Origin of the sequence: Microbacterium sp. A20 (genome assembly GCF_004794515.1) — a bacterium.
In the GTDB taxonomy this organism is placed as follows: domain Bacteria; phylum Actinomycetota; class Actinomycetes; order Actinomycetales; family Microbacteriaceae; genus Microbacterium.
In genome coordinates this window covers 89,420-113,460 of the sequence record NZ_SSDF01000090.1, presented here as the reverse complement: position 1 = coordinate 113,460, position 24,041 = coordinate 89,420, and the positions used below count along the sequence as shown (strand labels likewise).

At 68.3% G+C, this 24,041-nt stretch carries 27 protein-coding genes; 15 read left to right on the top strand and 12 right to left on the bottom strand.

The features are described from left to right. Positions 1-36: 36 nt before the first annotated feature. Positions 37-1,725, bottom strand: coding sequence for an ABC transporter substrate-binding protein (locus DW298_RS16510; protein WP_136043554.1), 1,689 nt, complete (start codon positions 1,723-1,725; stop codon positions 37-39). Positions 1,726-1,996: 271 nt separating this feature from the next. On the opposite strand from DW298_RS16510, the gene DW298_RS16505 reads away from it, so the two are divergent. The 7 genes from DW298_RS16505 to DW298_RS16475 are packed head-to-tail and all read left to right on the top strand — an operon-like array spanning position 1,997 to position 9,358. Next, the gene (locus DW298_RS16505) at positions 1,997-2,713 is read left to right on the top strand and encodes an NUDIX domain-containing protein (RefSeq protein WP_136043553.1); all 717 of its coding nucleotides are present in this window, start codon (positions 1,997-1,999) and stop codon (positions 2,711-2,713) included. Next, positions 2,710-4,047 carry a quinolinate synthase NadA gene (gene nadA, locus DW298_RS16500; RefSeq protein ID WP_136043552.1) on the top strand — a complete coding sequence of 446 codons (1,338 nt, stop codon included), beginning with the start codon at positions 2,710-2,712 and terminating at the stop codon, positions 4,045-4,047. Before DW298_RS16505 ends, nadA begins: the two co-directional genes overlap by 4 nt. Further along, positions 4,044-5,570, top strand: coding sequence for an L-aspartate oxidase (nadB, locus tag DW298_RS16495; RefSeq protein ID WP_136043551.1), 1,527 nt, complete (start codon positions 4,044-4,046; stop codon positions 5,568-5,570). The genes nadA and nadB overlap by 4 nt, the downstream gene beginning before the upstream one ends. Then, a complete protein-coding gene (gene nadC / locus DW298_RS16490) occupies positions 5,570-6,421 on the top strand; it encodes a carboxylating nicotinate-nucleotide diphosphorylase (protein ID WP_136043550.1) in 852 nt (283 codons plus the stop codon). The genes nadB and nadC overlap by 1 nt, the downstream gene beginning before the upstream one ends. Positions 6,422-6,426: 5 nt before the next feature. Further along, positions 6,427-7,563 carry a cysteine desulfurase family protein gene (locus tag DW298_RS16485; RefSeq protein ID WP_136043549.1) on the top strand — a complete coding sequence of 379 codons (1,137 nt, stop codon included), beginning with the start codon at positions 6,427-6,429 and terminating at the stop codon, positions 7,561-7,563. Between the two features lie 21 nt (positions 7,564-7,584). Continuing rightward, positions 7,585-8,532 carry a glycosyltransferase family 2 protein gene (locus DW298_RS16480; RefSeq protein ID WP_136043548.1) on the top strand — a complete coding sequence of 316 codons (948 nt, stop codon included), beginning with the start codon at positions 7,585-7,587 and terminating at the stop codon, positions 8,530-8,532. Between the two features lie 52 nt (positions 8,533-8,584). Further along, on the top strand, positions 8,585-9,358 hold the full coding sequence (locus tag DW298_RS16475) for an SDR family oxidoreductase (protein WP_136043547.1): 774 nt from the start codon (positions 8,585-8,587) through the stop codon (positions 9,356-9,358). A 13-nt stretch (positions 9,359-9,371) separates the two neighbouring features. On the opposite strand, the gene DW298_RS16470 is transcribed toward DW298_RS16475, so the two are convergent. Then, positions 9,372-11,420: an ABC transporter ATP-binding protein gene (locus DW298_RS16470; protein WP_136043656.1), complete on the bottom strand. Its 2,049-nt coding sequence runs from the start codon at positions 11,418-11,420 to the stop codon at positions 9,372-9,374. A gap of 167 nt (positions 11,421-11,587) precedes the next feature. Here DW298_RS16470 and DW298_RS16465 point away from each other — a divergent pair, with 167 nt between their 5' ends. Continuing rightward, positions 11,588-13,066 carry an MDR family MFS transporter gene (locus DW298_RS16465; RefSeq protein ID WP_136043546.1) on the top strand — a complete coding sequence of 493 codons (1,479 nt, stop codon included), beginning with the start codon at positions 11,588-11,590 and terminating at the stop codon, positions 13,064-13,066. A 33-nt stretch (positions 13,067-13,099) separates the two neighbouring features. Here the strand turns inward: DW298_RS16465 and DW298_RS19435 are convergent, their stop codons facing one another. Beyond that, positions 13,100-13,249, bottom strand: a complete 150-nt coding sequence (locus DW298_RS19435; RefSeq protein WP_168429550.1) for a hypothetical protein — start codon at positions 13,247-13,249, stop codon at positions 13,100-13,102. A gap of 95 nt (positions 13,250-13,344) precedes the next feature. Between DW298_RS19435 and DW298_RS16460 the strand changes: the two genes are divergently transcribed. After that, complete coding sequence (locus tag DW298_RS16460) at positions 13,345-13,938, top strand: 1-acyl-sn-glycerol-3-phosphate acyltransferase (protein ID WP_136043545.1); 594 nt, start codon at positions 13,345-13,347, stop codon at positions 13,936-13,938. 45 nt (positions 13,939-13,983) lie between these two features. Here DW298_RS16460 and DW298_RS16455 read toward each other — a convergent pair whose 3' ends face one another. Further along, positions 13,984-14,190: a hypothetical protein gene (locus DW298_RS16455; RefSeq protein ID WP_136043544.1), complete on the bottom strand. Its 207-nt coding sequence runs from the start codon at positions 14,188-14,190 to the stop codon at positions 13,984-13,986. 69 nt (positions 14,191-14,259) lie between these two features. Between DW298_RS16455 and DW298_RS16450 the strand changes: the two genes are divergently transcribed. Next, complete coding sequence (locus DW298_RS16450; RefSeq protein WP_136043543.1) at positions 14,260-14,787, top strand: DUF6328 family protein; 528 nt, start codon at positions 14,260-14,262, stop codon at positions 14,785-14,787. 26 nt (positions 14,788-14,813) lie between these two features. Here DW298_RS16450 and DW298_RS16445 read toward each other — a convergent pair whose 3' ends face one another. Continuing rightward, positions 14,814-15,356, bottom strand: a complete 543-nt coding sequence (locus DW298_RS16445; protein ID WP_136043542.1) for a DNA starvation/stationary phase protection protein — start codon at positions 15,354-15,356, stop codon at positions 14,814-14,816. 129 nt (positions 15,357-15,485) lie between these two features. On the opposite strand from DW298_RS16445, the gene DW298_RS16440 reads away from it, so the two are divergent. From DW298_RS16440 to DW298_RS16425, 4 genes are all read left to right on the top strand, one after another. Continuing rightward, complete coding sequence (locus tag DW298_RS16440) at positions 15,486-15,977, top strand: GNAT family N-acetyltransferase (protein WP_205820415.1); 492 nt, start codon at positions 15,486-15,488, stop codon at positions 15,975-15,977. 107 nt (positions 15,978-16,084) lie between these two features. Next, entirely contained in the window at positions 16,085-16,384 is a 300-nt protein-coding gene (locus DW298_RS16435; protein WP_029262936.1) for a Fe-S cluster assembly protein HesB, read from the top strand. A 123-nt stretch (positions 16,385-16,507) separates the two neighbouring features. Next, the gene (locus tag DW298_RS16430; protein WP_136043541.1) at positions 16,508-17,173 is read left to right on the top strand and encodes a hypothetical protein; all 666 of its coding nucleotides are present in this window, start codon (positions 16,508-16,510) and stop codon (positions 17,171-17,173) included. Positions 17,174-17,238: 65 nt separating this feature from the next. Continuing rightward, positions 17,239-17,583, top strand: coding sequence for a LysR family transcriptional regulator (locus DW298_RS16425; protein WP_136043540.1), 345 nt, complete (start codon positions 17,239-17,241; stop codon positions 17,581-17,583). A 5-nt stretch (positions 17,584-17,588) separates the two neighbouring features. Here the strand turns inward: DW298_RS16425 and DW298_RS16420 are convergent, their stop codons facing one another. The 6 genes from DW298_RS16420 to DW298_RS16400 form a co-directional block, all read right to left on the bottom strand. Beyond that, positions 17,589-18,164 (bottom strand): alpha/beta hydrolase, encoded by a 576-nt coding sequence (locus tag DW298_RS16420; protein ID WP_136043539.1) that lies wholly within the window; start codon positions 18,162-18,164, stop codon positions 17,589-17,591. 154 nt (positions 18,165-18,318) lie between these two features. Beyond that, positions 18,319-18,639: a GNAT family N-acetyltransferase gene (locus DW298_RS19675; RefSeq protein WP_240745167.1), complete on the bottom strand. Its 321-nt coding sequence runs from the start codon at positions 18,637-18,639 to the stop codon at positions 18,319-18,321. Between the two features lie 104 nt (positions 18,640-18,743). Then, positions 18,744-18,872, bottom strand: a complete 129-nt coding sequence (locus DW298_RS19760; RefSeq protein ID WP_275087544.1) for a hypothetical protein — start codon at positions 18,870-18,872, stop codon at positions 18,744-18,746. Next, positions 18,869-20,530 (bottom strand): ABC-F family ATP-binding cassette domain-containing protein, encoded by a 1,662-nt coding sequence (locus tag DW298_RS16410; RefSeq protein ID WP_136043538.1) that lies wholly within the window; start codon positions 20,528-20,530, stop codon positions 18,869-18,871. Before DW298_RS16410 ends, DW298_RS19760 begins: the two co-directional genes overlap by 4 nt. A 40-nt stretch (positions 20,531-20,570) precedes the next feature. Beyond that, complete coding sequence (locus tag DW298_RS16405) at positions 20,571-21,254, bottom strand: type 1 glutamine amidotransferase domain-containing protein (protein ID WP_136043537.1); 684 nt, start codon at positions 21,252-21,254, stop codon at positions 20,571-20,573. Further along, on the bottom strand, positions 21,251-21,868 hold the full coding sequence (locus DW298_RS16400; RefSeq protein WP_205820427.1) for a TetR-like C-terminal domain-containing protein: 618 nt from the start codon (positions 21,866-21,868) through the stop codon (positions 21,251-21,253). The genes DW298_RS16405 and DW298_RS16400 overlap by 4 nt, the downstream gene beginning before the upstream one ends. 110 nt (positions 21,869-21,978) lie before the next feature. Here DW298_RS16400 and DW298_RS16395 point away from each other — a divergent pair, with 110 nt between their 5' ends. Then, entirely contained in the window at positions 21,979-22,914 is a 936-nt protein-coding gene (locus DW298_RS16395) for an NAD-dependent epimerase/dehydratase family protein (RefSeq protein WP_136043535.1), read from the top strand. Here DW298_RS16395 and ychF read toward each other — a convergent pair. Beyond that, a complete protein-coding gene (gene ychF, locus DW298_RS16390) occupies positions 22,911-23,984 on the bottom strand; it encodes a redox-regulated ATPase YchF (protein ID WP_136043534.1) in 1,074 nt (357 codons plus the stop codon). The two genes, DW298_RS16395 and ychF, sit on opposite strands and share 4 nt — an antisense overlap. Positions 23,985-24,041: the final 57 nt, after the last annotated feature.

Here is a 24,041-nt window from a genome sequence, read left to right as displayed (position 1 = left end):
CTCTTTCCTGACTTCCTGCTTCCCGTCTCCTCTCGACTACTTGGCTGGCTGCAGCTGCGTCAGGACGTAGCCTGCCGCGATCGCACCCCAGGACGGCGGGAAGGCGTAGAGGTCCTCCTCCGTCGGCCAACCCGTGAAGTCCTTCGTGTTGTAGAAGGTCTGGGTCGCGTTGATCACGAGCGGGATGTAGGGCAGGTCACGGACGATCTCGGTCTGGATCGTGCCGTAGAGCTCCTTCTTCTCCGCCTCGTCATCGGTGCTGATCGCGGCCTGCACGGCAGCATCGACCGTCGGGTTGTTGTAGCGGCTGAAGTTCCAGCGTCCGGCCGGGACCTCGGTGCCCACGGGGCTCGTCGACTGCACCTCGGTGCCGCCGAACCAGTCACGGTAGATCTGGAAGGGGTCTGCCACCGACGTGCCGATCATGCCGCCGACGATGAGCTGGAAGTCGCCACCCTGGCGGGAGTCGGAGAACTCCTGCCACTGCACGGTCGAGACGTTGATCTTGATGCCGGCTGCGGCCGCCTGCTCGGCGATCAGCTTCGCGGCGTCGTTGTAGTCCGTCCAGCCGTCGACCGAGGTCAGCGTGAGCTCGAGCGGCACGCCGCCCTTCGCGTAGAAGTCGCCGTCCTTCGTGTAACCCGCGGCCTCGAGGATCGCGTCGGCTTCGGCGACGTTCGCCTCCTGCGGGCTGACCTCGTTGGCGGGGTCCGCGACCCACTTCTCGTCGCGCGGCAGCAGAGCGTACGTCGGCGAGATGTCACCGGTGAGCCCGACGAACGCCTTGTCCTTGATGGTGGCGCGGTCGATCGCCAGGTTGAGCGCCTGACGCACGGCGACGTCGGTCTGCGGACCGGTGCAGCCGAGCTCCGCGTTCGAGCAGGTGTACAGCACGGTCGGGTCCTGCGGCGTGTTGATCCAGTCGATCTTCCCGTTGCCCGTCACATCGTCGGGGTTCGGGATGAACATGCCGGTCCAGTCGAGCTCGCCGGCGGCGAGCAGGTCCTGCGCGGTCTGGTTGTTGTCGACAGCGATGTACTGGACCTTCTTGACCCCGAGCTTGTCGGCGTCGCGGAAGTTCTCGTTCGCGACGATGGTGTACGACTCGCTGGTCGTCTTCTCGACGACGTATGCGCCCGAGCCGACGGGTTCCTCGTTGGCGAAGTTCGCGAAGTCTGTGACGTCGGCCCAGATGTGCTCGGGGAGGATGTAGGTCGAGCCGAGACGCTGGAACTCGGTCGTGTACTGCGCGGACGAGTACGTCAGCACGACGGTGGTGTCGTCGGTGGCCTCAGCCGAGACGAGACCGTTGCCCTCAGGGTTGTTCGCCTCGTACTTGAACGAGAACGCGACGTCCTTCGCGGTGAGCGGCTCCCCGTCACTCCACTTGAGGTCGGGCTTGATGGCGATCGTGATCACCGTGCCGTCCTCGTTGTATTCGAAGGTGTCGCCGATCAGGCCGACGGGCTCGGTGTCGGCCGTCTTGTTGTAGAAGAACAGCGGCTCGTAGATGGGGCCGAGCGCACCGTGGAGCACGGTCGGCGCGAACGGGTTGTAGTTCGCGGTGATCGGGGTCTGGCTGCCGGCCCAGACGCGAAGGGCACGGTCGCTGTCGGCGTTGCCGTCGTCGCCGCCGCCGGAGCCGCAGGCGGTGAGGCCCATGGCGAGGACGGATGCTCCGGCGATCGCGGTGAGCGCGATTCTGCGCTTTCCGTTTCGGATCATTTCTCTTGTTTCCTCTCGGTGCTGCACTGCAGGAGGGATCGCTCCAGGTGGAGCGGAACCCCGACTGTGGGGTTCGTGGGCCCAGGAGGAGACCGATCGGCCTCTCCCCGGAGGGGGTTTGTTAGGACAGTAACCTAACAAACCCGCATGCGGGTAGACAACCCTCCCGGAGCGCGCGAGATAACGTTTCGGCCTCGACGTCGGAATCCGTCATATGCGCACACTAAGGGTCTCCATGACACTAAGATCGATCACGGAGGTTAAGGTGTCTATGACTCGAAGCGAGGAGATCCGGGTGGCCGTCTCGACGGTCATCCTCACGCTGCGTCGCACCGACGACGCACGCGCGGTCCTCGCGCTGCCCCTCGTCCTGCGCACCCGTGAGCCCTTCGCCGACCAATGGGCGCTTCCCGGGGGCTGGCTCACGGCGACCGAATCCCCCGTCGACGCCGCTGCGCGCACCCTCGCGGAGACGACCGGACTCGCCCCCAGCTACCTGGAACAGCTCTACGCGTTCGGAGCGGTCGACCGCTCCCCCACCCGGGTCGTCTCGATCGTCTACTGGGCGCTGCTGCGTCAGGATGACGTGACCGCACAGATAGCCGCCCATCGCGCATCCGGCCGCGCCCCCGAGAACGTGCGCTGGTTCGACATCGATCAGCTGCCGCAGCTGGCCTTCGACCACGCCAAGATCGTCGAGTACGCCCTGTGGCGCCTGCGCAACAAGGTCGGCTACAGCCGTGTCGCGCGAGGCTTCCTGCCCGCCGAGTTCACCCTGGCCGAACTGCGTGAGGCGTATGAGTCGATCCTCGGCAAGAGCCTCGACCCCGCCAACTTCCGCCGCCAGGTGGAATCCGCCGGAAATCTGCTCCCCACCGACCGCTTCCGCACGGGGAACCACCGTCCTGCACGTCTGTACCGCGACAACACCGATGTCGAGCTGGCCGACCGCGGCCCCCTCGGACCCGAAGAAACGAGCACCCGATGAGCATCACCTTCGTCCCCGCTCCCGCCGTCCCGCCGCTGGACGCCTCGGTGGACCACGCGATCCAAGCCATCGTCGGCGGCGCATCCACCGACGCCACCTGCGCGACCGACCTGGCCGCGGGACCGTGGGACTTCGACTCCCGCCCCGGATACGGCCCAGGCTCATCGATGGGTGATGTGATCCCCACGGGATCCCCTCGACAGGGCGAGCTCCCTGTCAAGTATCGGGAGGCTTCGGAGGACGAGCTCGATGCCCGCATCCGCGCGGCGAAGACCACACTCGGCGACCGGGTCGTGATCCTGGGCCACTTCTATCAGCGCGAAGAGGTCGTCCGGCATGCGGACTACGTCGGCGACTCCTTCCAGCTCGCCACAGCGGCCAAGGGGCGAGCCGACGCCGAGGCGATCGTGTTCTGCGGCGTGCACTTCATGGCCGAGACCGCCGATCTGCTCTCACATCCTGACCAAGCGGTGATACTTCCCAACCTCGCTGCCGGGTGCTCGATGGCGGACATGGCCGACATCGACCAGGTCGAGGAGTGCTGGGAGCAGCTCGCAGACGTCCTCGGCGACCTCGACACCCCCGACGCGGACGGCCGCGTGCCCGTGATCCCCGTCACGTACATGAACTCCTCGGCGGCGATCAAGGGCTTCGTCGGACGGCACGGCGGGATCGTGTGCACCTCGTCCAACGCCCAGACCGTGCTCGAGTGGGCGTTCGAGCGGGGGCGGCGGGTGCTGTTCTTCCCCGATCAGCACCTGGGGCGCAACACCGCCAAGGCGATGGGCGTGCCGCTCGAGCAGATGCCGATGTGGAACCCGCGGCGAGCGCTCGGCGGCTCCTCGGCGGCCGAGCTGGTCGATTCCCGGGTGATCCTGTGGCACGGCTTCTGCTCCGTGCACCGCCGCTTCACCGTGGGGCAGATCGACCAGGCCCGTGCCGACCACCCCGGCGTGCGGGTCATCGTGCACCCGGAGTGCCCTATGGAGGTCGTCGACGCGGCGGACGAAGCCGGCTCGACCGAATACATCCGTCGCGCGATCGACTCCGCGACCGAACCCACGACGTTCGCCATCGGCACCGAGATCAACCTCGTGCGCCGACTGGCGGCCCAGTACCCGCAGCACGAGATCTTCTGCCTGGACCCGGTCGTCTGCCCCTGCTCCACGATGTACCGCATCCACCCGGGCTACCTGGCCTGGGTGCTGGAGGAGCTCGTCGCCGGCCGTACGCCGAACCGGATCACGGTCGCCGGCGATGTCGCCGATCCCGCCCGCGTGGCACTGGAGCGGATGCTCGCCGCGAAGCCCCCGGTGAGTGCGGCCACACGATGAACATCCTGGTCGTCGGTTCGGGCATCGCCGGTCTCACGGCGGCGCTCCATGCGGACGAGGCCGGGCACGCGGTGACGCTCGTCACCAAGGGAGTGCTCGGCGACGGGTCCACCGGGCTCGCCCAAGGCGGCGTCGCGGGTGTCTACGGACCGGATGACTCGGCCCAGCAGCACGCCGCCGACACGATGGACGCCGGTGCCGGGCTCTCGGATCCCGCGGCGGTGGACGTGCTGGTGGCCGAGGGGGCGGAGCGGATCGCGGAGCTGATCGCCCGCGGCGTCGGGTTCGATCGGACGACCGAGGGGGCGCTGCAGCTCGGACGCGAGGCGGCTCACCGCCACGCACGCATCGTGCACGCGGGCGGGGACGCCACCGGTGCCGCGATCTCGACGGCGTTGATCGCTGCGGTGCGGCGCACGTCGATCACCGTGGTCGAGCATGCTCTGCTCACCGAACTGGTCGTGGCCGAGGGCGCGGTGCGCGGCATCCGCCTGCTGCGAGGCGCGGAGAACGACGAGCTCCACGCCGACGCGGTGATCCTCGCGACGGGCGGCGCGGGCCACCTCTACGCGCACACGACCAATCCGGCCGGCGCCACCGGCGACGGCATCGCCGTGGCGCTGCGCGCGGGAGCGGCCGTCGCCGACTTGGAATTCGTGCAGTTCCATCCGACGATCCTGGCGTCGGGTCCGGCCTTCCTTATCTCGGAAGCCGTGCGCGGTGAGGGTGCGACGCTGGTCGATGACGCCGGTCGACGCTTCACGTTCGACAGCCATCCCGACGGCGAACTCGCCCCTCGGGATGTCGTCTCCCGGGCCATCGCCCGGCAGGCGTCCGCGCAGGGACGGCCGGTGCGATTGGACGCCAGGATGCTCGGCGCCGACACCCTCGCCGAGCGCTTCCCGACCATCGATCGGGTGACGCGGGAGCGTGGATTCGACTGGTCGCGCGAGCCGATCCCGGTGACACCCGCGGCGCACTACCTCATGGGCGGCATCGTCACCGACCTCGACGGACGCACCACGATTCCGGGTCTCTTCGCGGTCGGCGAGGTGGCCCGCACCGGCGTGCACGGGGCGAACCGACTGGCTTCCAACTCGCTGCTCGAAGGAGCCGTCTTCGGCGCGAGAGCCGCAGCAGCCCTGACGATGCCCTGGCACCTCGTGCCCGCCCCCATGCGCGCTGCCACCGAGCGGCGTCGGGCGGAGGACCGTGGATCCGATGCACCCGCTTTCAGCCGCGCGGCACTGCAGCAGCTGATGTGGGACCAGGTGGGGCTGCTCCGTACCGACGGCGGCCTCGCACACGCACTGGCCACCGTGCGCAAATGGGCCGCGTCCGCATCGAAGCCGACCACGACCGCCGAGCACGAAGACGCGAACCTGCTTCTCCTGGCCGAGGCCACTGCCGCAGCAGCCCTTGACCGCACCGTCTCGGTCGGCGCCCACCACAGGGTCGATGCCGGAGCTTCGGCAGATGCCGCCCCGGTCCGAACCCGCTCGTCGATTCTGGAGACCGTCTGATGCTCACCCGTTCCACCCTCACCCGCGTCGTCGGAGCAGCCCTCGAGGAGGACGCCCCGTGGGGGGACCTCACCAGCACGACGCTGCTCCCCGCCGAAGCGACGGCCACCGCCGACCTCGTCGCCCGCGAGGCGGGAGTCTTCAGCGGCGGCGAAGTCTTCACCGCCGCGTTCGCGCTCACCGATCCGACTCTGACCGTCGACCTGCACGTCGGCGACGGCGATGAGTTCACCGCGGGCGACGTGCTCGCCTCGGTCTCCGGGTCGGCGCGCAGCATCCTCACGGCGGAGCGCGTCGCGCTCAACTTCACCCAGCGGATGAGCGGCATCGCGACGCTCACGGCAGCCTATGTCGCGGCTGTCGACGGCACACGCGCACGCATCGCCGACACCCGCAAGACGACGCCGGGCCTGCGTGCGTTCGAGCGGCACGCCGTCCTCTCCGGCGGGGGCAGCAACCACCGATACTCGCTGTCCGATGCCGTGATGGCCAAGGACAACCATCTCGCCGTGCTCACCCGATCCGGCCTCGACCTCGCGTCGGCGCTGCGAGAGGCGCTGTCCCGCCTGCCCCACACCACTCACGTCGTCGTCGAGGTAGACCGTCTCGACCAGATCGCCGCCGTCCTCGACGGTGGCGCGCACACCGTGCTGCTCGACAACTTCTCGCTCGACGACCTGCGCGAAGGCGTCGCCCTCATCGGCGACCGGGCCACGGTCGAAGCCTCGGGAGGCGTGAACCTGGACACCGTCAGCGACATCGCGCGCACAGGTGTGGACGTGATCTCGGTCGGCGCGCTGACCCACTCGGCACGCGCGCTCGATCTCGGCCTGGACCTGCGGATCGACTGAGCAGCGTGCTCTACCTCGACCATGCCGCGACATCCCCGGTACGACCGGAGGTGCTCGAGGCCATGCACCCGTACCTGACGGGCGTGTTCGGCAACCCGTCCAGCCACCACACCGCGGGAGAGGCTGCGGCGAGCGCTCTCGACGACGCCCGCGCCCGGGTCGCCCGCTTCCTGGGGATGCGTGCCGGTGACGTCGTGTTCACCGCGGGCGGCACCGAGGCGAACAACCTCGCAGTCAAGGGCATCGTGCTCGCGGCTCTCGAGGCCGGGCGACGACACCTGGTGGTCTCCCCCATCGAGCACGAGTCGATCCTGGAGTCCGCCGAGTACCTCCGGCGCTTCCACTCCGTCGACGTGACCCTGCTGCCGGTGGATGCCGGTGGGCGGATCGCGCCGAATGCCGTCGCCGCGGCGATCCGCCCCGACACCGCGCTGGTCTCGGTGGGGCACGCGAACAATGAGATCGGGACCGTGCAGGATGCGGCGGCGCTGTCGGCGGTCACCCGCGCCGCCCGCGTGCCTCTGCACCTCGACGCCGTGCAGTCGGCCGGGTGGCTTCCCCTGCACGAGCTCGGCGCCGACGCCGTGTCGATCGCCGGGCACAAACTCGGCGCACCCAAGGGGATCGGCGCACTGGCCGTGCGGGGACGCGTTCCCATCGAGCCGCTCCTGCACGGCGGCGGCCAGGAACGCGGTCGACGCTCGGGCACCGAGAACGTCGCCGGGGCCGTGGGCCTCGCGACCGCACTGGAACTCGCGGAACGGGAGCGGGCGACCGTGGCGGCGCGGGTCGGTTCTGCCACTGCACGGTTCATCTCCCGCGTGCTGAACAGCGTCCCGGAGGCCGCGCTCACCGGCGACCCCGAGCGCCGTCTGCCGGGGACGGCGAGCTTCACGTTCGCCGGCACCAGCGGAGAGGCGGTGCTGCTGGAGCTGGAGCGTCGAGGTGTCATCTCGTCGAGCGGCTCGGCGTGCGCCGCCGGCAGCGACGAGCCCTCGCATGTGCTCCTCGCGTGCGGCGTTCCTGCCGAGGTGGCCCAGACATCCGTCCGGTTCACCTTCGGTCGGGGGGAGCTGCCTGAGGACGCACCCGAGCGCCTGGCTCCCGTCGTCGCGGAGTCCGTGCGCGCGGCGCGGAGCTGATGCCCGCCATAGACTCGGCAGGTGACCGCCGCCGCCCCGATCGTGACCGTGATCGTCCCCGGACGCGACATCGCTGCCTTCGCTCCCGCCGCACTCGACTCGCTGCGCGCACAGACCGAGTCGCGATGGCGCGCCATCCTCGTCGACGACGGTTCGACCGACGACACCGGCGCGATCTTCACCGCGGCGGCCGCCGACGACGACCGGTTCACGACCATCCGTCACCCGGCATCCCGCGGGCTCGGGGCGGCGCGCAACATCGGCCTCGACCTCGTCGACACCCCTTACCTGGGTTTCCTCGACGGTGACGACGAGCTTCTCCCCCACGCGCTCGCCCGGATGACGGGCACTCTCGCGGAGACCGGAAGCGACTTCGTCGCCGGTGCCTACGTGCGCTCCCGTGCGCAGGGAGCGGCATACGTCGCCGGGCGCGTGCAGCCCTGGGTGGCGGCGGCGACCTCGCCGGAGCGCCTCGGCACCACCCTTGCGGCGCACCCTCGGGCGGTGTCGAACATCGTCGCCTGGTCCAAGGTGAGTCGCACCGAGTTCTGGCAGGACCTCCGCTTCCCCGAAGGGGTCGCGTACGAGGACCAGGTGGTCGCCCAGATCATGTACACCCGGGCACGGGCCTTCGACGTGATCCCCGATGTCGTCGTGCAGTGGCGGCTCCGCGCCGACGGCACCTCGATCACGCAGGGCAAGGCGCAGCTGCCCGTGCTGAGGGACTACCTCGCGGCGCTGCGCGGCGGCATCCGGGTGCTGCACGAGGCGGGCGCCCGAGACTCGGTCATCGCCCGACTCGAACTCATACTCGCCATGGACATGCCGTCCCTGCTCGAGATCGCGAGCAATCACCCCGACACCGCGTACGCCGCAGAGGTCGACACCTTCATCGCAGAGCTGCGGGCACTGCCCGAGTTCGCCGACGCCACCCCCGATCCCACCCTCGCCGCCGCACTCGCGTGGTGACACCACACATCTGGACCAACCGCCCCGCTGAACGAACGACACGGATGACCGCATGAACGACTACCTCTCCTCCCTCTTCTCGCTCGAAGGCCGCACCGCGGTCGTCACCGGCGGCAGCTCCGGAATCGGCCGCGGCATCGCCACGGCACTCGCCCGGGCCGGTGCCGCGACCGTCGTGGTCGCGCGCGGCGAGGCTCGCATCGAGGAGACCGTCAAGGAGCTCCGCGCGCACGGGTGCCGCGTCGCCGGAGTGGTCGGCGACCTCAGCACTCGGTCGGGCATCCGTGCCCTCGCGGAGACCGCCGTCGAGCCGTTCGGTGAGCCCGACATCCTCGTCAACTCCGCGGGCATCAACATCCGTCCGCCGTTCGCGGAGATCACCGAGGACGACTGGGACGCGACGATGACGGTCAACGCCCTCGCGCCGTTCCTCCTCGGTCAACGGTATGCGCGGGGCATGGCGGAACGCGGCTACGGCAGGTTGATCCACATCAGCTCCCAGCAGGCTCACCGTGCCTTCGTCGGCAGTGGCGTCTACGGCGCCTCGAAGGGCGCGGTGGAGTCGCTGATGCGCTCGGAAGCCGAAGCGTGGGGAGGAACGGGCGTGACCAGCAACACGCTGGTCCCGGGGTTCGTACTGACACCGTTGAACGCCCGTCTGCAGCAGGACCCGGCGAAGATCGCCGAGCTGGCCGCCCGCACGATGATCGGCCGCAACGGACTCCCGAGCGACTTCGCGGGCGCGGCCGTCTTCCTCGCCGGAGCCGGGTCGGGGTATGTCACCGGCCATTCCCTGTTCGTCGACGGCGGGCTGTCCGTGCACTGACTCCCTGAGCGGTTCAGGGTTCGGGCGGGTAGACCCGTTCATCGGGGCGCGGCTCGGCGAGCAGAGGAACGGCAGCGGTGATCGCCGCGACGGCATCGGCACCGGCGGAGTCCGCGGGTGCCCGGTCCGCACGGCGTTCTGTGAGCGCAGCACCTACTCCCCCGGTCACCGCCTCCTCGACCGCAGCCTCGGTGTCGAGCACGCGCGATGCGGCGACCTGCTGAGCGGCGAGCTCCGCATACAGACCTCCCCGCGCGAGCAGCTCGGAGTGGGTTCCCGATTCGACGATGCGTCCGGCCTCGAGCACGTGAATCATGTCCGCACCCATCACCGTGGACAGGCGGTGCGCGATCGACAGTGTGGTGCGCCCCTTCGCCGCCTCGTCGAGCGCCTCCTGCACGACTCGCTCCGACACGGTGTCGAGCGCAGAGGTCGCCTCGTCGAGGAGCAGCACCGGCGGATCCTTCAGCAGCACGCGCGCGATCGCGATGCGCTGCTTCTCCCCTCCCGAGAGCCGGTACCCGCGCTCGCCGACGACGGTGTCGTACCCCTGCTCGAACCCGGCGATGATGTGGTGGATGTTGGCCGCGGTGCACGCGGCGATCAGCTCCTGCTCCGTCGCATCCGGCTTGGCATAGCGGAGGTTCTCGCGGATCGTCGCGTGGAACAGGTAGGTCTCCTGCGAAACGATGCCCACGTGGTCGATGATCGACTCCTGCGTGAGCGTGCGCACGTCGGCGCCCGCGAAGAGCACTGCGCCGCCCTTCGCCTCGTACAGCCGCGGTGCGAGGTACAGGATCGTCGTCTTGCCCGCACCGGAGGGACCGACGAACGCCACGTGCTGCCCGGGCTCGGCGACGAACGAGACACCGTCCAGCGTCGGTCGGGCATCAGCGGAGGCGTCCGGGTAGCGGAAGACCACATCGGTGAACTCGAGCCTCCCCTTGGGCCCCGGCGCCTCGTCGACGGCGATCGCATCCGGAGCATCCTCGATCTCGGGCACGAGGTCGAGGTACTCGAAGATGCGCGCGAACAGCGCCGACGACGTCTGCAGATCGAGCGACACCCGCATGAGGCCCATCAGCGGCATGAGGAGCCGTGCCTGCACCGTGGTGAACGCGACGACCGTCCCCGCCGTGATCGCCCCGGTGCCGCCGGCGATCAGATAGCCCGAGACGAGGTAGATGACCGCCGGCACGCTGGCCATGAGCACCTGCACGACCGCGAAGAAGCCCTGGCCGCTCATAGCTCGGCGCACCTGCAGGACGACCTGATTGCGGTTCTCGGCCTGATAGCGCTCCGACTCCGTGCGCTGGCGGTTGAACGCCTTGGAGAGCAGCATGCCCGAGACGCTCAGCGTCTCCTGCGTGATCGAGGTCAACTCCGACAGCGATTCCTGCGTCTCCCCCGCGATCCGCGCTCGCACCTGGCCCACCTTGCGCTGGACGAAGATGAGGAACGGCATCATGATCACGGCGATGAGGGTGAGACGCCAATCGATGAGGATCATCGCGACGAGCGAGGCGATCACCGTCACGACGTTGCCCAAAATGCTGGTGACGGTGTTGGTCAGCACACCGGAGACGCCACCCACGTCGTTCTGCAGTCGTGACTGGATCACTCCCGTCTTCGTGCGCGTGAAGAATCCGAGTTCCATGGCCTGGAGGTGCTCGAAGAGCTTGACGCGCAGGTCGCCGGTGACACTGTTGCCGACGGTAGAGGTGAGCCACGTCTGCGCGACCCCGAGGACGGCGGAGAGCAGGAAGAGCCCCACCATCGCGGCGACGAGCCAGGCCAGCAGCTCGAGGTGCGGTCCGCCGCCGGCGACCGGGAACAGGGCGTCGTCGAAGATGCGCTGCACGATCAGCGGCGGGATGACGGCGATGGCCGCACCGACGATCACGAGGATCCCGGTGAGGAAGATGCGCGCGCGGTAGGCGCGGAACAGGGAGACCACCCGCGCTCCGAGGCCGCTGATCCGCGGCGCTTCGGCGTTCATGCGCCGCTGAGCGTCTTCATCCACCCCGCGGAAGCTCGCGCCTCCCCCTCGTCCACCGCCCATGCTCATGGCGCCAGCGTACTCAGGCCCGGCGACGTCGAGGGCCGGCGCATCCGCCCACAGCGGATTTCTGTGAGTTCGGAATGAAATGTCCGCGCCCGCCGTTACGCTGAAGGACTCTTGCGAACTCTCGCGATATCTCCGTTTCTTCTTCGCCCAGGAGGCCGCCCATGTCTGCCGTCGATACCGGCTCCATCTCGACGACCCCCGCACCGGCAGCGGGTGAGATCTCGCGCAAGGACATGCGCGTGATCTGGCTGCTGCTCGTCGCCGCGTTCGTCGCCATCCTCAACGAGACCACGATGGGGATCGCGATCCCGCATCTGAACGCCGATCTCGGCATCCCGCCCGAACTCGGCCAGTGGCTCACCAGTGCCTTCATGCTGACCATGGCCGTGGTCATCCCGACCACCGGGTTCATCCTGCAGCGGTTCACCACGCGTCAGGTCTTCATCGCCGCGATGATCGCCTTCTCGCTCGGCACGCTCGTCGCGCTGGTCGCCCCCGGCTTCTCGGTGCTGCTTGTCGGGCGCGTCATCCAGGCCGCCGGTACCGGCATCATGATGCCGCTGCTGATGACGACGATCATGAACGTCGTCCCGCCGCAGTCCCGCGGTCGCATGATGGGCCGCGTCGGCCTGGTCATCTCCCTCGCCCCGGCGATCGGCCCCACCATCGCCGGCGCCGTCCTCGAGACGCTGAACTGGCGGGCGCTGTTCGCGATCATCCTTCCGATCGCGCTCATCGCACTCTTCATGGGCGTGAAGTGGATGACCAACCTCGGTGAGACCCGCATCGTCCCGCTCGATGTGCTCTCCATCCCGCTCGCGGCGCTCGGCTTCGGCGGCATCGTGTTCGGCCTCAGCCAGTTCGGCGGCGAAGGCGGCTCGGGCGAGACGACCGGCATCATCGCCCTGGTCGTCGGCGCCGTGTCGCTGGCGCTGTTCGTGTGGCGTCAGCTCATCCTGCAGCGTGTCGACGACGCACTGCTCGACCTGCGCGTCTTCCGCTCGAGCAACTTCACGTTCTCCGTGATCATCATGACGATCCTGGCGCTGTCGATGTTCGGAACGCTGACGCTGCTGCCGCAGTACCTGCAGAACGTCGCGGGCCTGAACGCCCTCGAGTCCGGTCTGATCCTGCTCCCCGGCTCGGTGCTGATGGGTCTGCTGGGTCCGGTCATGGGTCGCGTGTACGACGCACGCGGCACGCGGCCGCTGCTGATCCCGGGCACGATCCTCGTGTCGGCGGCGCTGTTCTTCTACTCGACGGTCGGAGAGCACACCGTGTGGTGGGTGCTCATCATCGTGCAGGCGGCCATGTCCGTCGGGCTCGCGATGTCGTTCACGCCGCTGTTCTCCGCCTCGCTCGGCTCGCTGCAGCGGTCGCTGTACTCGCACGGTTCCGCTGTGCTGAACACGCTCCAGCAGGTCGGCGGCGCGGCGGGTGTCGCTCTGCTCACGGTCACCTACTCGGCGATCCTGCATGCAGGCGAGGATGAGGGCCTGTCACGGGCAGTGGCCGGCGCCCCGGGTGCGCGCATGGCCTTCCTGATCGCCGCGATCATCTCGCTCGCAGCGGTGGCGCTCAGCCCGTTCGTCCGCAAGCCCGCCGACGATGCCGGCGAGGGATTCCACGGCGGCCACTGAACCTCAGCGTTCGCGCGCGACGGCGTCTGCTGCTTACTCGGCCTTCGGGGCGGGGAAGTGGCAGACGCCGTTGCTGCAGTAGCCGGCGGCGTCGCCTTCGAGCAGGTCCAGGGCACCGGGAAGCGGCTGCAGCCCGATGGGGGCCTCCTCCTGCTGCACGGTGTCCTCCGGCGATTTCTTCATCCCTCGATCGTACGCCTGCTCCGAGGTAGTGGCGCCGGACCCGCGCGCAGGATGCCGACAGCGGGACGACAGCCTTTCTCCCCTACGGTTGATCCATGCTCAAACGACTCCTCGCCCGCATGTTCTGGGCGTTCAGCAGATGGACGCTCGTGAGCGAGGCAGCGCCCACGCGCCCGACCGTGCTCGTCGGCGCCCCGCACACCAGCAACTGGGACTTCGTCCTGATGCTCGCGATCGCCTGGCGCCTCGGCATCGACGTGCACTGGCTCGGGAAGAAGAGCCTCTTCCGCGGGTGGCGTGGTCCGCTCATGCGCGGACTCGGCGGGATCCCTGTGGACCGGGCGGATCCGGCCCGCGTGGTCAAGGACGTCGTCGGCCAGGTGCACGCCGGAACCGTTTTCGGTCTGGTGGTCACCCCGGACGGGACTCGTGGCGGCAACGAGTACTGGAAGTCGGGTTTCTACCGCATCGCCCGGGAGACGGGGATGCCGGTCACGCTCGGCTTCGTCGATCGCACGACGATGACGACGGGTCTCGGTCCCACCATCGACCTGACCGGGGACATCGCCGCCGACATGGACCGGATCCGCGCGTTCTATGCCGACAAGGCGGGGGCGCGACCCGAGCGTCGCACCGAGCCGCGGCTTCGCGAGGAACAGGCCCCTCGGAATCCCGACGCCTCCGAGTGAGCCTCCGCGGCATAGGCTCCGCGGCACAGGCTCCGGGGAGTGTCGTCAGTCCGCCGTCTTCTCGGCGTGCGCGCGGGCGTAATCGAGATCTTCATCGGTCAGGCTCTCCACCATCCCCACGACCGCTCCGGTGATCACCCGGATCTCCTCCCGGACGTCCTCGTCCAGGTGGGGCGAGTCGCCATCGAGCACGGAGCGACGTGATTCCTCCGAGAGTCCGGACCACCAGTCGCTGATCGGAGGGAGCGTCATGATGCCTTCTTTCGATCCATCGGGAGAAGAGTCTGGACTTCGTGCGAGAGTCGGCACGACACTGAGATCATGACATCGGATCCTCCGCGCGGCGACCACGAACTCGATGACCGCAGGGACGGACGAGACGAGACGGCGAACGAACGCGCGGATCGCAACTGGGAAGAGCTCCTGCAGGAACTCCGCGTGATGCAGACCGGGACCCAGATCCTCACCGGCTTCCTGCTCGCGGTGGCCTTCCAGCCGCGATTCACGGACATGGACGAGTTCCAGCGCGATCTCTACGTCGTGCTCGTCGCTCTGGCCGCGGTCGCGACGATCCTCGCGCTGGCTCCCGTGGGGATGCACCGAGCTCTGTTCGGCCACCGTCGCAAGCCCGACCTCGTGCGGATGGCCGCCCGTATCGTCCGGCTCGACCTGATCGTGATCGGGGCGCTGACGATCGGGGTCACGATGCTGATCGTCGACTTCACGGTGAATCGCACGGCCGGCCTCGTCGCGCTGGTGTCGGCGCTCCTGCTGGTCGTGGCGCTGTGGATCGCGTTGCCGCGCATCATGCGCGGCCGACCCCGCACCCCCGGAGCCGGGCCGAACTGACCGGGCTCACGGAGGAGGGGCGAACGTCAGCGACCGGCCGGGCTGCGGTTCTCGGCGCTGACCATCCAGGCGAACTGCTCGAGGCGTTCGATGATCGCGTGCAGAAGGTCCGCCGAGGTCGGATCCTCCTCGTCGACGGCGTCGTGGACGTCTCGCACTGTGCCGACCGCTGCTTCCAGACGTTCCGTCACCAGATCGATGGTCTCGGTCGTCGACACCTCGCCCGCGGGGAACTCGGGCAACGACGTCGCCTTGGCGATGGTCGCGCTGCGCCCGTCGGGCACGGCATGCAGTGCGCGCATCCGCTCCGCGATCGTGTCGCTGAACGCCCGTGCATCGTCGATGATCTCATCGAGCTGTCGGTGCGTGTCGCGGAAGTTGCGCCCCACGACGTTCCAGTGCGCCTGCTTTCCCTGGATGGCGAGTTCGAGCAGGTCGACGAGCACGCGCTGCAGATTGCCTGCGAGCGTGGGCGAGGCGGTGAAGCCCTTCTCCGCGTTCTGCTGGCGAGTGGTCTTCACGGCCCCCTTCGTCGAGGTGCCGGTCTTCTTCGTCTTGCTTTCAGCCATTTCGTTGACCTCCTGCCGGCGAGGATAACGAAGGTCTGCGCCCGGGTCCGAGGGGGTTGACACCGGAAGCCCGGAGCCCGAGTGTGGCGACCGGACCTGAACACCCGACTCAAGGAGAGACCCCGCATCGTGACAGAACAGAACGGCGAGAAGGATCGGGAGATCGTCATCTCCCCCATCACCGAGGCGGACGCCGGCGAGGTGCTGACCGTGCAGCGCGCAGCCTTCGTGTCGGAGGCGGCGATCTACGGCAGCGTCGACATGCCTCCCCTGACGCAGACGCTCGCCGAGCTCGAAGCGGAGCTTCGCTCGGAGTCCGGCTTGACGGCACGTATCGACGGACGCCTCGTGGGCGCGATCCGATTCGTGGAGAAGGACGGGATGCTTCTGATCGGACGCATCGCGATCGCCCCCGACATGCAGGGTGAGGGAGTCGGGCGGATGCTGCTCGAGCACGCGGAGAGCGCATCCACGGCGCAGGTCGCCGAGCTCTTCACCGGCAGCCTCAGCGAGGCGAACATCCGCCTGTACGAGCGGTGCGGATACGTGGAGCACGAGCGGGTACCGGACGGCGACGGCACGGAACAGGTCTTCCTTCGTAAGAACCTGCGAGGAGGATAAGAGCCTCCTCCGAATCGGCACAAGGGGGTTGAGGTCGTCGTGCGGGTTCGGCATCGTAGCCCGGACATGTCGCGACCGTGGCATGCCCCGAACGGAAGGAGAGTCTCGTGCTCACCCTCACCGACAACGCCTCCGCCATCGTGACGACTCTGGTGAGTCGTCAGACCGACGCCCCGGATGCCGGACTGCGCATCCACTCGTCCGAACCTCAGAATGCGGAGGGCGGCGCGCGTCTCGCCGTGCTCGTCGCCGCGGATCCGGAGCCGCAGGATCAGGTGGTCGAAGTCTCCGGCACCCGGCTCTTCCTCGATGAGTCCGCCGTCGCTGCACTCGATGACAAGATCCTCGACGCGGGCGTGGACGACGAGGGCTCCGTGTCGTTCGCGGTGCTCCCTCAGGTCGCCTGACCGAAGGATTCCGGATGCCGCGGCCGCTTCGGTCGCGGCATCCGTCTGTATCGAACATCACGTTTCGGATCTTTCGAGCTACCGTGCGTAAGACAGGCTCCGGGACTTCAATAGCCTGTGATCATGCGCCGTTCCCTCGCCCCCGCACTGGCCGCTCTCGCCGTGTCTGCTCTCGTTCTCATCGGGTGCGCTTCGCCCACCTCGGCGGAGCCCCGCACGAGCGCCACGCCTGCCCCGTCATCGCCGACGCCCAGTCCGACGGTCGAGATCGATCCCCAGGTCGTCGTCTCCCTCGACGGCATCGTCATCACCGACGAATCCGGCACTCGGAGCGCCGCCTTCGAGGATCCCACCGGGTTGCTGGACTTGCTGGAGGACACGACCGGCGAGCTGCCGGAACCGGAGAAGGTCGAGAACTTCCCCGGCTATGACTCCGCGTTCGTGAACTACACGTGGGACGGGCTCCGAGTGTTCACCGACAGCGCTCTCGAGGGCCCGGCATCGGTCGCGATCACAGGCCCTTCGCTTTCCGGAGTTCCGATCCAGACCGAGGAAGGCCTCGCCGTCGGGTCCACACGCGCAGAACTTCTCGACGCGGGCGCATGGGGGATCGTCGACACCGAAGACCCCGCGACTGCCGAATACGTCGGGCTGGGCGAGCGTGAGGTACCTGGAACCGAGTCGCTGACCCATCCGGGATCCGTTGGCATCCTCTACACCCTGTTCCGGCTCGACGGTGACACAGTGACGCAGATCAACGTTCCTGCGAACGACTTCAGCGACATCTGACCGGCGGCTTCCACCGCGTAACCTGGAGTGGCTCGCAATCCCGTGCGAACAGTCGAAGGGCCACCGTGAAGATCTCTCTGCTCCGCCGTTTCGTCGTCCTCGCGGAGGAGCTTCATTTCCCGCGCGCGGCCGAGAAGCTCGGCATCCCGCTGGCCTCGCTGTACACGTCGATCGACAAGCTCGAAGCCGAGGTCGGCCATCCCATCGTCCACCGCGAAGGGCAGACACGACTGACGCACGTCGGAGAGCTCTTGCTGGTCGAGGCGAAAGAAGCGGTCGCCGCAGCTCCTGCGCCGGTGAAGAACCCGCCCGCACCCGCCGGCGGCAAGGCGAAGGCCTCGAAGGGCAAGGGCCGAACCCCTGCAGTGAAGGGTCAGCCCAAGCCCTACAAGAAGCGGCAGGGTCGCTAGGGGGTTCAGTCCCAGTCGAGGTACTCCTCGATCACGACCGCTGTCTCGATCGGGTGCGTCATCGGGAAGTGGTGGTCTCCCCCGTCGATGCTCTTCACGCTCGCACGCTCCGGAGCGGTCGACTGCAGCTGCTCACCGTTCGCGAACGGGGTGGTGGTGTCTTCGGTGCCCTGGATGATCAGGACGGGCATCACGGGCGCGAGCGGGATGTCGTGCTCTTCGACCCCGAGCAGCGCCAGGCCGTTCACGCGGTCGGCGTGCGCGATGGCGAAAGCTCGCGCGACGGTGCCACCGAACCCATGCCCGCCGATCCAGGTGTCGCCGAGGCCGACGTGGTCGATCACCGCCAGCGCATCCTCGACGCGCTCGTCCAGCGACACCGCTTCGCCCTCGACGTCGGCGCGGTGGCCGATCCGGACCACGTGGAAGCCCGCCTCTTCGGCGAGGTAGTGCGCAACGACTCCGAGGATGTCGGCCGGAAGGTCGCGTTCCTGGATCAAGACGAGCTTGACGGGGCCGTCGCCCTCGTCGACGAAGGGGATCGCGCGGCCGTCTGGCTCGAAGATCTGGGTGTCGGTCATCGGCGTCAATCTCCTCGTGCCGTCGGTGTCAGGAACTCAGGCGGAACGTCCACAGCGGACGCCAGCGACCGGGCCGCGGCGCGAGCCGCCGTGTCCCAGCGTATCCCGAGCAGGCCGTCGGCGAGACGGAGACGCCCGGATCAGCACCACACGGCTACCAGGCCCGCCCCCGAAGATCGATCGCCCCGGCGGGCCACCGGCGCGGTGGAGAGTCGAGCGCGAGTGTCAAGATGGGCGGCCCAGGAGGCTGCATGGCGGGCTGACCGGTGCGGGCGATCGAGCGCTCGACCGCCGAGATGCGGCGCCATCCGCAGGACTCGTAGAACGCGACGACAGCTTCGCGGCACCCGAGGTAGCCGAACTCGATCCCACCGGCGTCCCTCATGGCTGCGGCCGCGTGTGCCAGGAGCCGGACACCCGCCCGCTCCCCTCGTGCGCGCGGAGAGACCAGCACCCCGCCGACTCCCGCGACCACGACCTCCGCCGTACCGACGCCGATGGTCCGCCGCGCCCAGCCGACGTGGCCACCACCGCGTCGCCGGCGCGGGTGATGAGATGGACGTCATGGGGCGCGTAGCCCTACGGCTGATCGGGATCCCACGCTCCGAACTCGGCGAAGTACTCGGCGTCGAACAGCTCTCGCAGGCTCGCCACGTCGTTCGAGGTCAGGCTGTCGTGCGGGACGCTGTCGATGACGAGGCTCGTCATACCTCGACGACCTGCCCGGCTTCCACCCGCCAGTGTCGGTCGGTCTGCACGGTCGCGAGCATCCGTCGATCGTGGGTGACGAGCAGCAGCGTCCCTTCGTAGGACTCGAGCGCCTGCTCCAGCTGCTCGATCGCGGGCAGGTCGAGGTGGTTGGTCGGCTCGTCGAGCACGAGCAGATTGATGCCGCGCGCCTGCAGCAGCGCCAGACCGGCACGTGTGCGCTCGCCCGGCGAGAGCTCGTCGACGGCGCGCGTCACGTGATCGGCCTTGAGCCCGAACTTCGCCAGGAGCGTGCGCACCTCACCCGATGCCATCTCGGGCACGAGTTCCTCGAAGGCGACCGCGAGCGGCTGCGTACCGACCAGCAGTGCGCGGGCCTGGTCGATCTCGCCGATCTGCACGCTCGCACCCAGGCTCGCCGTTCCCTCGTCGGGAAGCTGCCGCCCCAGCAGTCCGCGCAGCAGGGTCGACTTCCCCGCGCCGTTGGGCCCGGTGATGCCGATGCGCTCCCCCGCGTTCACCTGCAGTGACACGGGCCCGAGCTGGAACGTACCCTGCCGGAACACCGCGGAGCTGAGCGTCGAGACGACCGAGCTGGAACGCGGGGCCGAGCCGATCGTGAACTCGAGCTGCCACTCCTTGCGCGGCTCTTCGACCTCTTCGAGCCGGGCGATCCTGCTCTCCATCTGGCGTACCTTCTGCGCTTGCTTCTCGCTGGACTCGGCCGAGGCCTTGCGCTTGATCTTGTCGTTGTCGGGCGACTTCTTCATCGCGTTGCGCACACCCTGGCTGGACCACTCGCGCTGCGTGCGGGCGCGGGCGACGAGGTCGGCCTTCTTGTCGGCGAACTCGTCGTACTTCTCGCGCTGGTGCCGACGAACCGTCGCCCGCTCCTCCAGGTACGAGTCGTAACCGCCGCCGAACACCCGGTTGCTGTTCTGAGCGAGATCGAGCTCCAGGACTCTGGTCACGCAGCGGGCGAGGAACTCGCGGTCATGGCTGACCACCACGACACCGCCGCGGAGGCCGCGCACAAAGGCCTCGAGCCGCTCGATGCCGTCGAGGTCGAGATCGTTGGTCGGCTCATCGAGCAGGGCGATGTCGAAGCGCGAAAGCAGCAGCGCAGCGAGCCCGACGCGGGCGGCCTGACCTCCCGACAGCGAGGTCATCATGGTGTCGGCGGGCTCGTCGCCCAGGTCGAGGCCGAGGTCGGCGAGCACGGCCGGAAGTCGCTCGTCGAGGTCAGCGGCGCCGCTGGCCAGCCAGCGATCCAGCGCCGTCGAGTACGTGTCGGCGGGGCCTGTACCCGGGGCCGCGAGGGAGGGATCTCCGAGAGCTGCCGCCGCGGCATCCATGTCCCTGGTCGCAGCCGCGCACCCGGTGCGCCGACCGATGTAGTCGATCACGCTCTCCCCCGCGACGCGCTCGTGCTCCTGCGGAAGCCAGCCCACGAACGCATCCGCCGGGGCGAGCCTGATCGTGCCTGCATGGGGTTCATCGACGCCGGCCAGCAGCTTCAGGAGGGTGGACTTCCCCGCCCCGTTGGCTCCGACCAGGCCCACCACATCGCCCGCCGTGACAGTGAGGTCGAGCGAGTCGAACAGGGTGCGGTGGCCGTACCCGCCGGCCAGCCCTTGGGCCACGAGTGTTGCGGTCATCCGTCAATCCTGTCACCCGTGCGGGCGGTGTGCGGACGTGTCAGAGCAGGGCGACGACCTTCTGGGCCGTCTCCTTGGCCGAGCCCGGGTTCTGCCCGGTGACGAGTCTCCCGTCGGAGATCGCGTAGGAGACGAAAGGCAGCTTCGCCTTCTCGTAAAGAGCACCCCGCTTCTTCATCTCCTCCTCGGCGTTGTACGGGACGAGCGTGTCGACTCGTGCGAACACTTCCTCCTGCCAGGCGAAGCCAGTGACGCGCCGACCGGCGACCAGGAGCGAGCCATCGGAGAGCCGGGTGTTCAGCAGGCCGCAGTAACCGTGGCATACCGAAGACACAATCCCGCCCTGCTCCCAGATCTGCCGCGTGATCCCCTGCAGCCCCGCGCTGTCGGGGAAGTCGTACATGACGGCGTGCCCGCCGGTGAAGTAGATGGCGTCGAGATCGGTCGGATCGATCTGATCCGGGCGTGCAGTGTTCTCCAGCAGCGCCATACGCTGAGGATCGCTCCGCCATGCTTTGGCGGTCCTGTCGTAGTTCGGGAACTTCAGCGATCGGGGCTCCAGCGGAGTGGACCCGCCAGCGGGGCTGACGATCTCCTGCTGATACCCCTGCGCTTCGAACACCTCCCAGGCATGTGCGAGCTCGGACAACCAGAGTCCGGTGCGATGAGACGGGTCCTGATAGTGGCCGACGTTGGTGACGACGTGGAGGATGCGGCGGGTCATGCGAATTCCGTCCTTTCTACAGCGCGGAGCGCGGTGGAGTTCATGGCGAAGACGGCGGCCACCGAGGTCCGGACGCGCTCAGCGACCGCCTCGGTGGGCTCGGGACGGAACTTGCCGTCGAGATGCAGGACTGCCAGACCGTGTGCCATGCTCCACATCGCCATCGCCAGGGCACCGGCGTCGGCATCCGGGAACAGCCTCGCGATCGTCTGCGTGAGCGCAACGCGAACTTCGGACGATGCCTGCACCCGCTCACTGTCCTCGTCGTCGCACTCGTTGCCGAACATCAGCCGGAACACCGCGCGATTCCGCAGAGCGAAGGCGACATAGGCGACGCCCAGGCTCGCGATCGTGTCCGCCGCCGAGTCCGAGTCCGTCACTCTCGCCAAAGCTTCCGCCAGCTCCTGGCTGAGCGATCTGAACCCTTCGACCGCTATCGCAGACTCCAGCGCCGTCCTGTCCGGAAAATGACGGTACGGCGCAGCCGTCGATACTCCGGCGCGCCGAGCGACGCCTCGTAGCGAGAACGGCTCCCCGGCTTCGAGCCCTGCGATGGCTGCCGCGATGAGCGCCGCACGCAGGTCGCCGTGATGGTAGCCGCGCTCCGTCGACATCTGCACTCTCCGTCTCCTATGTGAACACTGCTAACATAGCTTACGGATGATTGCAGTTCAACCAACGCTGCCGGAGGCTCGACAGCGCGACACAGAGAGAAAGCACACACATGCAGACGATCCTCGGCGCCAACGGTCAGATCGCCGTCGAACTCGCGCGTGAGTTGAATCGCGCGCATACGACGGATCTCAGACTCGTGAGTCGCAACCCTCGCCCCGTCAACGACACCGACGTGACGGTGGCTGCAGACCTTCTTGACGCACTCCAGACGAAGCGGGCTGTCGAGGGCAGCGAGGTCGTCTACTTCACCGCTGGCCTGCCCGCGGACACCACGCTCTGGGAAAAGCAGTTCCCCTCGATGCTGAGAAACGCGCTGGATGCCGCACGAGCAGCGGGGGCGAAGTTCGCCTACTTCGACAACACCTACATGTATCCGCAGGACGACCGACTGCAGACCGAGGAGACGCCGTTCGCACCGGTCGGACGCAAGGGGGCCCTCCGTGCGGAGATGGCCACGATGGTGCTGGAGGAGATGCGTCGCGGCGACATCCCCGTGCTGATCGGCCGCGCACCCGAGTTCTACGGCCCCGGCCGGACACAGAGCTTCACCAACACCCTGGTCATCGACAACCTCATGGCCGGGAAGAAAGCGCGTGTTCCCGTCCGAGACGACAGACTGCGCACCCTCATCTGGACACCGGATGCGAGCCGCGCCCTTGCCGCACTCGGCAACGCTCCCGATGCCTTCGGCACGACGTGGCACCTTCCCGTCGACGATGATCGACCGACCTATCGCGAGTTCGTCGCGATGGCGGAGGACGTACTCGACCGCCACTCCGGGTACTCCGTCGTCCCCCGATGGATACTCGAAACCGTCGGCATCTTCTCACCGCAGGTGCGAGAGCTTCGAGAGCTGCTCCCCCGTTACGCGCACGACAATCGCTTCGACTCCACGAAGTTCAACGAGCGCTTCCCCGACTTCGCCGTGACACGGTACCGGGAGGGCCTCGACGTCATCCGCGCGGAAGCCGACCGACGGGCCTAGTTGTTGAAGCGGAACTCCACCACGTCGCCGTCCTGCATGACGTAGTCCTTGCCCTCCAGGCGTGCCTTGCCCTTGGCGCGGGCCTCGACGACGGAGCCGGTCTCGACCAGATCCTCGAACGAGACGATCTCTGCCTTGATGAAGCCCTTCTCGAAGTCGGTGTGGATGACACCGGCTGCCTGAGGCGCCTTCGAGCCCTTGGGGATCGTCCAGGCGCGAGCCTCCTTCGGACCGGCCGTGAGGTAGGTCTGCAGGCCGAGGGTGTCGAAGCCGATGCGGGCGAGCTGATCGAGGCCCGACTCGTCCTGGCCGGTCGACGCGAGAAGCTCGGCGGCGTCCTCCGGGTCGAGGTCGATGAGCTCGGACTCGATCTTCGCGTCGAGGAAGATGGCCTTGGCGGGCGCGACGAGGGCGGCGAGCTCCGCCTTGCGGGCGTCGTCCGTCAGCACGGCCTCATCGACGTTGAAGACGAAGATGACGGGCTTCGCGGTGAGCAGACCCAGTTCGCGGATCGGCGCCAGGTCGATGCCGGCGACCGACAGCAGGACGCCGCGCTCCAGGGCATCCTTCGCCGCGTTCGCTGTCTCGAGAACGACGGGCTCGATCTTCTTGCCGCGGACTTCCTTCTCGTACCGGGCGATCGCCTTGTCGACGGTCTCGAGGTCGGCGAGCATGAGCTCGGCGTTGATCGTCTCCATGTCGGATGCCGGGTTGACGGTGCCGTCGACGTGCACGACGTCATCGTCGGCGAAGCCGCGGACGACCTGCGCGATGGCGTCGGCCTCGCGGATGTTCGCGAGGAACTTGTTGCCGAGCCCCTCACCCTCGCTCGCACCGCGCACGATGCCGGCGATGTCGACGAACGACACGGCCGCGGGGAGGATCCGCTCGCTGCCGAAGATCTCCGCGAGCTTGTCGAGGCGCGGGTCGGGCAGGTTCACCACGCCGACGTTGGGCTCGATCGTCGCGAACGGGTAGTTCGCTGCGAGCACGTCGTTCTTGGTGAGTGCGTTGAAGAGGGTGGACTTGCCGACGTTGGGCAGGCCGACGATGCCGATAGTGAGAGCCACGGGGCACGAGTCTACCTGGCCCCACCCCCACCACCCTGCGGAAGGCTGCTCCTCCGT